The following is a 12,851-nucleotide window of genomic DNA, read 5'->3' on the forward strand; positions in this document are numbered from 1 at the left end:
AAAGATGGCAGACAACTTTTATCCCAACGCAGTATCCATTTCCCACCTCCAGAACATTGTATCAGAAAAGCTCTCCGAGAAAAATCTAAACTCAAAAAATACATTATGGGCAACCTCGGTTTGCAGTGATGAAGTTAATCAGAGCCTTCATCGGTTAGACGAAAATTTTGAAACCTTCGGACCATTTATTCTGGGAGGCATTTCAGGTATTCCTTTTGCCGGTAAAACCGGGTTTAAAGCTTTTTCAAGCCACATTCCTGATAGTGGAGGTGCTCTGATCATTTATGGCCCACATGTTGGAATTTCTCAGGAAGGAGAAATTGGCAAGGTACACCGTGCCGGCCAGAGACTGAATACTTCCAGTTGCGGCTCTATTATCGGGGCGCTTAAAAGCCTAAAAAATGATGATGATGAGCAGCAAACACCACAGTATGATTATCAACAAGAGGAGGTGAAAAATCTACTTCGGAAACATTGGGACAAGGTTTCCAGATCCGAGAATCCCGTCATAACCGCTACTGAAATTACTTATGATGAGATTAAACATGAAATCACAGAGATTATAACGTCCTGTACTTCCTGTTTGGAAGGAAAACCGCTACTTGCTATTGGCGGGATATTGATCAATACCGACCCATCCGAAGATGATCTTTTCGATATCAGGGATATCGATTGGTTTTAACTATTTACGGATCATCGAAAAGTTCAAAAGAAAACCTGCTAAAAAGCTAAAAATGAAATTTTAGCTTTCTCCCTCTTCGTTCTTTTTTTTCGGAACCGGATCATATCCGGAAGTTCCCCATGGATGACATCTCGAAATACGTTTCAGTCCCAGCCAAAAACCTTTCAGCGCACCCCACTCTTCAATCGCTTCAATTGTGTACGATGAACAAGTAGGCATATGCCTGCAGCTGGGCCCAAGAAATGGTGATAAAATAGCCTGATATAGTTTAATTAGACCAATCAGAACCCATTTAATCGCTTTTTTAATATTATGAAGCATCAATTTCGTAGGTGGTATTTCCGCTTTTATCATCTTTTAAGCGGATGCCTATTTCAAGCAGATCATCACGGATCTTATCTGAAGTTGCAAAATCTTTCTTTTCTCTTGCTTCAGCACGAATTTCAATCAGCAATTGTACCAATTCGTCAGTTCGGCCACTATCGGATGATTGAGCAGCCTTTAACCCCATCACTTGATAAACGAACTCATTCATTGTTTTAGAGAGAGTGGTAAAAGCTGTTAGGGATATTTCAGATTTATCAATCTGTCCGTTATGCAGGGCGTTCACCTTACTGCTTAAATCAAATAGAGCAGCCAGTGCCAATGCGGTATTAAAATCATCGTCCATGGATGAATGACAACGCTTGCAGGCATCTAAAATTTCTTGATCAATTTTACCGTCGGTACCATTCTTTGGCGGCTCCATTTTGTTTAACAGATCCATTGAGTTCATCAACCTGTGATAGCCTTTTTCGGCTGCAGCAAGTGCCTCATTGGAAAAATCAATTTTACTTCGATAGTGACTCTGCAACATCAAAAAGCGAACTACCATGGGATCGTACGCTTTCTCCAGCTTTTCGTGCTCTCCATTAAATAGCTGCTCCAGATTGATAAAATTTCCCGCGCTCTTACTCATTTTGGCGCCATCTATTGTCACCATATTGTTATGCATCCAGTAGTTCACCGGATCGTGTCCGTGAGCCCCCCGGCACTGCGCAATCTCTGCTTCATGATGTGGAAACTGTAAGTCAAGCCCTCCTCCATGGATATCAAATTTCTCGCCCAGATACTTAGTACTCATGGTTGTACACTCCAGATGCCACCCAGGGAAACCAACACTCCACGGTGAACGCCATCTCATGATATGCTCCGGAGTCGCTTTTTTCCAAAGCGCAAAATCGTGCGGACTTTTCTTTTCATCCATCCCTTCCGTATCTCTGCTGCCGGACTGAAGATCCTCTAATACTTTACCGGAAAGTGTTCCATAGTCATTGCTCTCTCTGTACTTCTCGAGATCAAAATAGACGCTTCCGTTTACCTCATAGGCTAACCCATTATCCAGTATTTTCTCGATCAGTTCTATCTGTTCAATGATATGTCCCGATGCAGTCGGTTCGATACTTGGACGAATACAGTTCAAAGCCGTCATCCCTTCGTGATAGCGAATGGTATAGGTCTGTACCACCTCCATCGGTTCAATCTCTTCTAACCTAGCCTTTTTGGCAATTTTATCCTCACCCTGTTCAGCCTCTTCATTCTCCAGGTGTCCCACATCCGTAATATTGCGAACATACCTCACTTTATATCCCAGATACTTGAGGTATCGATAAACTACATCGAACGTAATCGCTGCACGTGCATGCCCCAAATGCGGGTCGCCGTATACTGTGGGTCCGCAAACGTACAACCCGACAAAAGGAGGATTAATAGGTTCAAACAGCTCCTTTTTTCGGGATAAACTGTTGTACAGATGCAGATTTGATTGCTCCTTTTGTGCCATTGTAATATTCTGAATTCCTGAATTTGTTGATTTATCCGAGAACATAAACTGAACCTGAAAAATCAGGCCAGTTCTGTCTGAGTTTTGATATAATCAATAAATCGCTGCTGGATCATCTCTTTTTTAAACTGACCTCTGTACTCGGTCGTAACTGTACTGCTCTCTCTGTCCTGAATACCACGTGTAGAAACACAAAAGTGCTTGCTTTCAATAAAAACCGCTACATCTTTTGACTCCAACGCAGTTTCAAGTTCATCTGCAATTTGCAGAGTCAGCCTTTCCTGTACCTGAGGACGCCGGGCGTAGTAATCTACAATTCGATTAATTTTGGAGAGCCCAATCACTTTACCGGTACTGTGGTATGCTACATGAGCTTTTCCGATGAAGGGCAAAAAGTGGTGTTCACAAAAAGAGGTTACATTTATATTCTTCACCACAACCATATCACCATACTCATACTTATTGCCAAACTTTCTGGCTTCAGGACGATTTTTGGGATTTAAACCCTGAAAAATTTCTTTAACGTACATTTTTGCAACCCGATGTGGTGTACCGCTCAGGCTTTCATCATTCAGGTCTAAACCCAAAGCGTGCATAATGTGAGCGAAGTGCTTTTCAATCTCTTCAATTTTTTCGCTATCCGTTAAATCAAAAGCGCCTTCTCTAAGTGGAGTTTTTACAGAAGTTGAAATATGATCATCTCCTATTTCGTCTGCTTCTGCGTGATTCAATTCCAATGAATCAACTACATTTTTTTCTTTACTCATTGATTAAAAATCTGTGTATAAAATATGTTTTTAAGAGCATTAAAGTTACGGGATCCTGCTTCAATATCATAATAGATGAATGGATTGGAAGCCATAGCCAAAAGCTATCTTACCTATTCAAATCAAGCCTTTTCTTTCTTAAAGGTATTGATAATCGCACCGTCAAGCAGAGATTTTAGTTGTCGCCCGCTTAACGAGTGATGAACCGTAAATTGGTTACCCTTGGTTTCATTTTGAACCGTTATAGTCTTACCTGACTTCAGCTGATCTCTGAAATTCTCAATTTTAAGTATATCCCCCTGATCAATGGAGTCGTAATCTTCATCATTTTCGAACTCCAGGGGTGCAATCCCAAAGTTTGCGAGATTCTGCCAGCCAATACGCGCATAGCTTTTTGCAATCACTGCGCGCTGACCCAGATATCTAGGTGCAATCGCAGCATGTTCGCGACTGGAACCCTGGGCGTAATTTTCTCCGGCAATAACTACATGCCCTCCATATTCGTCATTTGCCTCTATCGCCCGATCATAAAACGTCTCATCTACAACCGTAAACGAAAACTTACTGATCTCCGGAATATTGCTTCTATAAGGCAATACTTCAGCGCCGGCCTTCAGAATTTCATCCGTTGAAATATCATCTTCCATCTTCAGTAGAACAGGCACTACAAAATCAGATAGTTCATCAAAGTCAGGCATTGTTGAAATATTTGGCCCTTTCTTCAATTCTTTCTTCTCACCATTACCCGAAGGACCCATCAACATTTCTTTGTTTATGATATAATCTTCAGGATCACTATATGCAGGCCACTTCATATCATACAGCTTCTCAAGTTTTCTGGGATCGGTAATTTTTCCGGTTAAAGCGGAGGCCGCCGCCGTTTCCGGGCTTACCAGAAATACTGAATCCTCTTTGGTACCGGATCGATCCGGAAAGTTACGCGGAACGGTCCTCAAACTGTTTTGTCCGCTTGCAGGAGCCTGTCCCATCCCGATACAGCCGTTACACCCTGCCTGGTGGATCCTTGCTCCCGACTGAACCAAATGGAGCATCACACCGGTTTTAACCATATTTTCTATAATCTGCCGTGATGTGGGATTTACGTCCAGGCTTACATCTTCATGAACACGCTTTCCTTTAACAATTTCAGAAGTGATCCAAAAATCACGAAATCCCGGATTTGCTGAAGAGCCGATATAGGATTGATAAATCGGTTTGCCTTCCACTTCAGTTACCGGCACAACATTTCCGGGGCTGCTCGGCAGGGCTATCATGGGTTGCAGTTCATCCATAATAAGTTCTTCGTACTCATCATAGGTCGCACCTTCATCAGCTTTCAATTCGGTCCATTGATCTTCCCTGTTATTTTGCTTCATAAATCGTCGAACTTCTTCATCTGATGGAAATACAGACGTTGTAGCTCCCATTTCCGTACCCATATTCGCAATTACATGACGATCCATTGTGCTGAGTTCTTTAAGACCCTCTCCAAAATATTCAATCACAAATCCACGCGCACCTTTCACATCATATCGTCTCAGCAATTCAAGAACCAGATCTTTAGCACTTACCCAGTTGGGCATCTTCCCTTTCAATTCTACGCCCAACACTTTCGGCATTTTTAAGTACATCGGTTCACCTGCAATGGCAAAGGCTACATCCAGTCCACCGGCCCCCAGCGCAAACATTCCCATACACCCCGATGCCGGAGTGTGACTATCTGATCCGGCCAGAGTTTTTCCGGGTGTTGCAAAATGCTCTGTATGCACAGGATGGCTTACCCCGTTTCCCGGACGGGAGTACCAGATACCGAATCTGTCTGCTGCAGATTTCAGAAAAACATGATCATCAGGATTTTTATTATCTGTCTGAAGTAAATTGTGATCTACATATTGGCACGATAGTTCTGTTTTAGCCTTATCCAATCCCATGGCTTCCAGTTCAAGCATCACCAAAGTACCGGTTGCATCCTGCGTCAGCGTTTGATCAATTTTTATTCCAATCTCCGTCCCCGGCGTTAACTCGCCCTCTACCAGGTGAGATTTGATCAGCTTTTGTGTGACATTGAGTGCTTCAGACATAAAAAAGTGTTTTTAATTAACCGTTTGCATACTATAAGGTTATCAGCGAAAATTTCGTTCAAAGAGCTGTTTTCCAAACTCTTAGCAGTCATCTGATCCATAAAAAACTGTTAACTCTGATTTTATGAGTTTGTTAGGAATTTTCGGCATTTTTTCCGTTTATTGAATAAACTGATCATCTGCAGATATGACGTATCGTGAACTCATAGACCAACTTGCCGAATCTACCGGCCAGTCTAAAGCTCAGACCAAGAAGCTTCTTGAAGATGCTATCTCTGTATTGTCCGACCAATTATCCAAAGACAAAGGTGTATCAATACCCGAATTAGGAACCTTTAGTACCAAAGTTAAAGAGGTACAGAAGGTGTATAGCCCCCACTACAAAAAGTATATGCTCGTCCCCCCAAAGAGAGTTGTTGAATTTAGTCCCTCTGCAGGTCTTAAAGATGAACTAAAGTTCTCGGGCCAAGACAATGAGTGAAAAAATCACCTTTCGGGAGCTGGTAGAACTTATCGCGGAGCAGTCTAAGCAGAGTCAAACATCTACCAACAGTTTTATTGGCGAACTGGTTAATATTATTGAATCCGGTCTCAGGCAGAGCGGTTCAGTCAGTATATCCGGTTTTGGTAAGTTTGAACTGCGTTGGATGAATGAACGGCCGGGAGTTAATCCTCAAACCGGGGAAGAAATTACAATTCCGGGTCAAAATAAAGTCGTTTTCAAGCCTTATAAAGCTCTTAGGGAGGACGTGAATCGACCCTATGCCAAGATGGAACCTCAGGTACTGGATGAATCTCCGGAAGATTCTGAGGAAAAGGATGAGTCCGGCAAAGATAAAACGTCTGATGTTGATTCACCATCTGCCAAAGCGTCGTCAGAAGATGGGGATGATTTTTTGATAGAGCGGCCCAATCCGTCTAAGAATAAATCTGAAATTGAGCCGGTAGATAAAGAGGAAGAAAAAAAATCTGAACAGGAGAAATTCAACCCTTTTCCTGTCGGAACCGGTAGCCAAACATCTGAAACGGCGGGTTCTGAAAAAAAAGATACCGTTAAAAGTAAGTTACCGGCCAATCAAAAAACTCCGGCGTTAACGCCCGGTCAAAGAACGAATTTATCTAAGAAAGTTCAGGACTCCGGAAATTTCAACTGGACCTATGCAGCCGCAGCCGTAATCGTTGCACTTGCTATTTTTATTATTTTCTTACTCTCCCGACAAGTAACAACAAACGATTCTCCTGAATTGGCATCTCAACCTGAACAGATCACGGCCCCGGTTACTCCGGAACAGGATCAAAGCGTTGAAGAGTCGGAGCCACCACCTGTTGAAACTGAATCTGAGTCTGAGTCTGAACCTGATCCGACAACAGAAACGGAACTTTATTCTGTTGATCAGGGAGAGTCGTTATGGAGTATAGCCGAAGGTGAGCTGGGCAATCCTTATTTGTGGCCGATGATTTATGGCCTCAACCTCGAAGAAATTGAAAATCCTAATATTATACCCGCATCGGCAGAACTGACCGTACCGGTTATTTCTGACCCCGACAACCTATCAGAATCACAGCTTGAACAGGTTGCTGAGGGATATTTGTCGGTCTATCAATGGACCAAAGCCAATAATCCGGATGAAGCAAAATATTTTCTCTGGGCGGTTGGTGTCTTCTCTCCGGATAAGCTCGATCTCGCAGCTTCAAGCGTTGATCAGGCAGATCTCAATTTTGCAAAAACGAGATAAACCAAATTAACAATCCTAAATTTGAGGAAACTATGATACGTCATATCGTAATGTGGAAACTACAAGATGAAGCAGCTGGCGCTACTAAAGAAAAGAACGCTGAAAAGATGAAACTCATCCTGGAAGGCCTTCGAACCAATATCGATGAAATTAAAGATGTTGAAGTAGGCATTCAGATTAACCAGGATGACCCGGATGCACTTGATGTGGTTCTGATCTGTGATTTTGAAACGGATTTAGACTTTCAGATGTACACCAGAAATGCGCACCATAAAAAAGCTGTGGATTTCATAAAAAAAGTGGCCGAAAGCCGGTATACTGTCGACTATAAGGTGGATCTGTAGGTTCTACAAAATTGTGGACACCAAGCCATTTGTAATACCCGACATCCCTCTTAAAAAGCATCTTAAAAGAGAACTCTTACATGCAACAGAGTTAATAAGGGCTGAATTACTGTGTTCTGTCCGGAAACATCGAACAGATATTGTTGAATCCACTCACCTTACACGAAAACGCCTGAAGCTTTTTCGGGCGTTTTTCAAACTACTGAAAGAGTGTGGTGATCGTAAGGAGTTAAAAGAACTGAATACGACATTCAGAAAATGGGGTCAATCCTTATCAGAATTACGGGATGTTCATGTTCACAAGCTGTTCATTGAAGAGGTTATTGCAAACCCATCAGAAGTAATCTCCACAAATTTACTCCAGGAGATTCGAGAGATAGCTCGCCAACAAGTTGACCAAATGGAGCAGCGGTTAGTGGCAGAGGGAGATCTTTTCAAAAATATGGAACGGCAAATTGACAACTATTCATTGATCCATACGTTTATTGAATCCAATCAATTTGATGCTGCGTGTATTTTGAAAGGATTTAAAGTTTCATTTCAGAAAAGCCATCAAGCATTTATTGAAGCCGAATCATCCAAACTTTCTGAGCCTTTTCACGAATGGAGGAAACGGTTAAAAGATGTACAATATCAGCTGGATCTGCTGCGATCTCATCAGAAACATATAAATGTATCCGTTTCAGATGTTGAGCAAATTTGTGAAATTCTTGGGAAGGATCAGGATCTGAATAATTTTATTCATTGGATGGATAAACTGAACCTGAATACCAAATCAGTAAAAGATTGGGTTCTTTCTCTGAGAAAATCTCAGCATGGTTTAAAGCATCAGCTTATTGCTGAAGGCAACAGATTTTATAAACACTCATCCATTTAATTCTTTTACATGATGGATTCTGATGAACCTCATAAAATCCCCATCAATGGCGTTCTGGATCTGCACTATTTTGCCCCTGAAGATCTATCCACTCTCATTGATGAATATATTCGTGCATGTCTTGAAAAACAGATCTACGAAGTTCGTTTTATTCACGGAAAAGGAATAGGAAATATCAGACGCAGCGTTCACGCCTTGTTGGAGAGAAATCCTCATGTAACCGATTATCAGCTTGCCAATGAATCCGGTGGCGGCTGGGGTGCCACAATTGCGAATTTGGAGCCTTGATTTGCGGGAATTCACAAATGAGGTGTCGTCTCTGCGGGACTTGCCAGACTTTTCTGATTCATTTTTCTACCCATGTTTTGTCCCTGACGGGACAAGGGATTGGTAATTAAATTCACACTCGGTAGTAAATTTCTCGACTTCCAAAGCAGAACTAAGCTGTTATTTTTAAGGATGGTCATTAGATCAAAACCCAGATTTAACGTCCCTTTGGGGACGTAACATGGGTAGAAAAGAATAACCCCACCCTTTAATCAGTGCCGTAAGGCACGACACATTGCACCGGATGTAATTAAGCACAGAAAACACAAAACAAAAAAAGAGGCCCGAAGGCCTCTTTTTGTAAACATAGATTGTCTCTGAACCCTTAGTTTAGGAATTGATCAAAAGTAAGTGAGATGTAGTAGATCGCTCCCAAATTCGGCCCGCCGTAGTTCAGGAAGTGGCGGTTATTGAAGATGTTGGAACCGCCGGCTTTTACTACAGTTTTCATGTCCGGAATTCTGTAAGAAACCTGAGCGTCAAATGTGCTTACATCCGGTACATGACCGCTGGCAAATGATGATGTCCAATCAAATGCTTCCTGCCATCTCCAGGTCAGATTAAATCCTAACTGCTCGGTTAATCTTCGGTTACCAAACGAAACATTTACTTTATGCTCCGGAGTATTGTAATCAAAGATAAACTCATCTTCACGGGCCGTAATCAACTCGTTCCAGTTGTAGTTACCGGTAAGCAGGAAACTGTTTGGCAGATTTAAATCAAAACCAAAAACTGCACCCTGCGATTTTACAGTCTCATCTACATTTGTATAGAGCTGGAATGTATTTGAAGCATCACCAGATAGCAGTGATGGCGCATAAATCTGATTATCAGGGTTTGTTGGATTTTGCAGATCAATTGGGCCCGCAGCTCTTCTTACTCTAAATTGAGCAATAAAATCCTCGTAAATATTGTAGTAGTAAGCTGCATCAATGAGTAGACGATTTCCAATCAAACCTTTATATCCAATTTCGTAAGACTGAATTTGTTCAGGCTTAACCGGGTCGAAGGTTGTGTATGGCTCCAGTTCCAACAGTGCTGCCGGATTTCCTGACAACAGACCATCGGTAAATCGCTCCACAGACTCGAGTGTGAAAGCATTGTTTGTAACATCATACTTGTCAGCCAGATAAGGGAGACCGCCTAATAATCTGGCAGTCAATACATTGAGGTCAATATACTGTCCCTGGGTGGTTGGATTTCTGAAACCTGTCTGAAAAGAAGCACGCACATTATGGCCGTCAGCTACTTTAATCACTGAAGAAATTCGAGGGTTGAACTGTCCATCGAAGTTCTCATTTTTGTCGTAACGAAGAGAACCGGTCAATCTCAGGCGATCTTCAAACAGAGACTTTGCGGCTTGAACATACCCGCCATATTCACTGATATCTACCCCTCCGTCACCGTCATCAAAAATGGTTCCATTCGATCGAAGCTGATATTGACGGTAACTGAATCCAATCTGAACATCCGCAAAATCGATCTCGTTTTTGAAGTCGTACTGTCCTTCTGCATGGAGAAATCTTGATTTGTCATCAAATCGAGCTCCATCCGGAACTGTACCTTCTAAAGCTGCATCTCGGGCCGCTTCAAACTGTTGTGTGCCCGGCATGAATCGGTTTGCGTCCACGGCATTTCTTGCCGAACTATGCAAGCTTGCTAAAATATTTGGATCTGATAATAAAGCTTGCACTACTGCAGGATCATAACTTGTGTTTTGCTGAGTTACAGCATACGTTTGTGCTAGGCCTTGTATAAAAGCTCCACCATAGTTAGCATACCAGTCTTGAGTTCCCAGATATGCATCGTTAACAGAAAAACCGACAAAATCTGCAATATAGGAATCACCTGAGTCTTCAAAGGTTCCGTATGCTCGAACCATAAAATTATCTCCGTCCAGCTGAAGTTTATGCTGCTGAATGCTAAAGTCCTTCAGGCTGTATCGCTGAGCACCACTATAAATAGAAGTACCGTAACCGTAGTTCATGGCATAGCTCGCTTCTACGTTGTCTGAAATGCGGTAATGCAGTGAAGTGTTAAATTTCAGGTTCTCCGCATCATGGTCAACCAGGTACTCCTCTCTGTACCCGGTTCTTGCTACAGGTTGTGATGGAAGACTTTGTGCGAACTGAACTGCATCTTGTTGTGAAAAACCTGCTTGAACTAATCCTTGAGATACTGCCTGAACAAAATCCTGATTAAAACTTAACAGACCAATGTTAAACGTTCCATCATCTCCATAGAGATGAACTCCATCTAGAGCTGGATTTTGGCCGGGATTACCGGCAAAATTCAAGTCAGAATTTTTATCACTGTAATTAATGCCTCTCCAATCATCGGCCTGGCTGTACGAGAAGTTCAGTTTGTAGGCAAAACGATCGCCCACAGTATCTGCCCATCGGATGGAAGATTCAAACATATGGCGCGGATTATTCGGCTCTCCTATGTCTCCATCGCTATCGATATGGTTTATACCATTTCGTACAAATACGCTTAACCCCGGATATCGGAACGGGCTTTTGCTGTTCACAAGAAGAATTCCGTTAAAAGCATTGGGGCCATAAAGTGCAGAGGACGCACCGGGAATAAATTCCAGGCTTTCCACGTCCAGTTCAGACGGACCGTTCAGGTTACCGATCGGGAAGTTCAGCGCCGGTGCCTGTGTGTCCATTCCATCGGTCAGCTGTACCATTCGGGTGTTCCCTGTTGAGTTAAACCCGCGAGCATTAATAATCTGGAAGTTGATACTGCTGGTTGTAACGTCAACTCCTTTCAGATTTGCAATTCCTTTGTAGTAGTTATCAGAAGCAGTCTGATTGATGGCAATAACATCCATTCTTTCAATCGATACGGGCGCTTCCATAATGCTCTCTTCCACTCTGGAAGCAGAGACTACAACATCAGATCCGAGAAACGTCTGCTCTTCAAGTTCAATTCGTAGATCAGTAACGTTCTCCTGGTTAATTTCTATCTCTTGGGTACGATATCCTACAATGGATACAACGAGTGTGATTGGCGGGTTTTCATTAACCCGAAGTGTAAACTCACCATCCGGATCGGTGGCTACTCCCACTACCCGTCCCTTCACTGTAACGTTGACACCGGCAAGAGCTTCACCTGAGCTTGCGTCAACGACCTGTCCGGAAATTGTAATTTGTTGTTCTGATAGAACTTCACTATTTGAAGTGCCAGATGCATTTGAATGCTCAGCTGTAACCAATCCCGCGATCAGCATAACAGAGAACAAACGAAATGCACAATTCCGTATCCAATCTTTCATAAAATTCAGATTTAATTAATGATTATGGGGTTTGCGAAAATATACGCATCGAAGGTAAACCGTTTCCCGATGTTTTGTCAACTATAAATAAAACTCAATTTTTGGCATTTGCAAGCGCTTCCAAAATAATTTTTACTTATTGTAATTCGTATCATCTGTTAGCACAAATAAAAATCATTTTCTTTTTTGTAAAAACAACCAACTGAATCAAAATGCAACAATATATGATACCGAAATATTTAATCTATACACTTTTTTCTCTTTTTTTAATCATCACTGGTTGTGGCACATCTCAGCAAATTCCAAACCAGGAATCTGCGAATACGATTACAGTTGATGCTACCGGAGAAGTCCTTGCCCCTGCCGATGAAATTATTTTCAACATAAATATAACCCGATTTGATGAAGAAGCTTCCGAAGCATTTAACAATCATAAAGAACTTGAACAGTTTCTTACAGAGCTGATCATAGATCAAAACATTGATGAAGAGCATATCAATGCCAATCCAATCAGCATTTCATCCCGACGTCACTCTCAAAACCCCGGTTTTGAAACTCGTCAAAATGTAGCTATTCGATTACAGGATTTATCCCAATTTGAATCAATGCAAATCACACTTGTTGAAAATGGATTCGACAATTTTTCAGCTAATTTCTCAACCACTTCAATAGAAGAAGCTCATCAGGAGGCACTTACCAAAGCAGTAGATGAGGCAAAGAAAAAGGCTGAATCTCTGGCCAGCTCATCCGGAAAAGAGTTGGGCGAGGTTTATAATATCGAATATACTTCCTCCTCCGGAATTGTATATAGAGATATGGCGATGATGAGTGCGGAATCGTATGGAGGATCTTTGATTGAAATGCAGCGTACCATACCGGTTCGCGAAAATGTTCGTGTGCGGTTTAGAATCCACTGAAAGTGATATTTACCAATA

At 42.1% G+C, this 12,851-nt stretch carries 12 protein-coding genes; 7 read left to right on the top strand and 5 right to left on the bottom strand.

Translation table 11 applies throughout. The features are described from left to right. Window positions 1-4: 4 nt before the first annotated feature. On the top strand, window positions 5-682 hold the full coding sequence (locus tag CWD77_RS07105; protein WP_101072784.1) for a hypothetical protein: 678 nt from the start codon (window positions 5-7) through the stop codon (window positions 680-682). Window positions 683-742: 60 nt separating this feature from the next. On the opposite strand, the gene yidD is transcribed toward CWD77_RS07105, so the two are convergent. The 4 genes from yidD to CWD77_RS07125 form a co-directional block, all read right to left on the bottom strand. Then, on the bottom strand, window positions 743-1,036 hold the full coding sequence (gene yidD / locus CWD77_RS07110) for a membrane protein insertion efficiency factor YidD (protein WP_338063799.1): 294 nt from the start codon (window positions 1,034-1,036) through the stop codon (window positions 743-745). Continuing rightward, entirely contained in the window at window positions 993-2,504 is a 1,512-nt protein-coding gene (gene cysS, locus CWD77_RS07115) for a cysteine--tRNA ligase (protein WP_101072976.1), read from the bottom strand. Before cysS ends, yidD begins: the two co-directional genes overlap by 44 nt. 62 nt (window positions 2,505-2,566) lie before the next feature. Next, on the bottom strand, window positions 2,567-3,271 hold the full coding sequence (folE, locus tag CWD77_RS07120) for a GTP cyclohydrolase I FolE (RefSeq protein ID WP_101072785.1): 705 nt from the start codon (window positions 3,269-3,271) through the stop codon (window positions 2,567-2,569). A gap of 122 nt (window positions 3,272-3,393) precedes the next feature. Beyond that, complete coding sequence (locus tag CWD77_RS07125) at window positions 3,394-5,352, bottom strand: aconitate hydratase (RefSeq protein ID WP_101072786.1); 1,959 nt, start codon at window positions 5,350-5,352, stop codon at window positions 3,394-3,396. A gap of 187 nt (window positions 5,353-5,539) precedes the next feature. Here CWD77_RS07125 and CWD77_RS07130 point away from each other — a divergent pair, with 187 nt between their 5' ends. The 5 genes from CWD77_RS07130 to CWD77_RS07150 are packed head-to-tail and all read left to right on the top strand — an operon-like array spanning window position 5,540 to window position 8,597. Further along, window positions 5,540-5,833, top strand: a complete 294-nt coding sequence (locus tag CWD77_RS07130; RefSeq protein ID WP_101072787.1) for an HU family DNA-binding protein — start codon at window positions 5,540-5,542, stop codon at window positions 5,831-5,833. After that, entirely contained in the window at window positions 5,826-7,088 is a 1,263-nt protein-coding gene (locus CWD77_RS07135; RefSeq protein ID WP_101072788.1) for an HU family DNA-binding protein, read from the top strand. The genes CWD77_RS07130 and CWD77_RS07135 overlap by 8 nt, the downstream gene beginning before the upstream one ends. A 32-nt stretch (window positions 7,089-7,120) precedes the next feature. Next, window positions 7,121-7,432, top strand: a complete 312-nt coding sequence (locus tag CWD77_RS07140; protein ID WP_101072789.1) for a Dabb family protein — start codon at window positions 7,121-7,123, stop codon at window positions 7,430-7,432. Between the two features lie 13 nt (window positions 7,433-7,445). Further along, entirely contained in the window at window positions 7,446-8,309 is an 864-nt protein-coding gene (locus CWD77_RS07145) for a CHAD domain-containing protein (protein ID WP_165779096.1), read from the top strand. Between the two features lie 9 nt (window positions 8,310-8,318). Beyond that, on the top strand, window positions 8,319-8,597 hold the full coding sequence (locus CWD77_RS07150) for a Smr/MutS family protein (RefSeq protein WP_240596696.1): 279 nt from the start codon (window positions 8,319-8,321) through the stop codon (window positions 8,595-8,597). Window positions 8,598-8,961: 364 nt separating this feature from the next. Here the strand turns inward: CWD77_RS07150 and CWD77_RS07155 are convergent, their stop codons facing one another. Next, a complete protein-coding gene (locus CWD77_RS07155; RefSeq protein ID WP_206017963.1) occupies window positions 8,962-11,916 on the bottom strand; it encodes a TonB-dependent receptor in 2,955 nt (984 codons plus the stop codon). A gap of 224 nt (window positions 11,917-12,140) precedes the next feature. On the opposite strand from CWD77_RS07155, the gene CWD77_RS07160 reads away from it, so the two are divergent. Continuing rightward, entirely contained in the window at window positions 12,141-12,833 is a 693-nt protein-coding gene (locus CWD77_RS07160) for an SIMPL domain-containing protein (RefSeq protein WP_165779097.1), read from the top strand. The last annotated feature ends 18 nt before the right edge of the window (window positions 12,834-12,851 follow it).

The organism is Rhodohalobacter barkolensis, assembly GCF_002834295.1.
GTDB lineage: Bacteria > Bacteroidota > Rhodothermia > Balneolales > Balneolaceae > Rhodohalobacter > Rhodohalobacter barkolensis.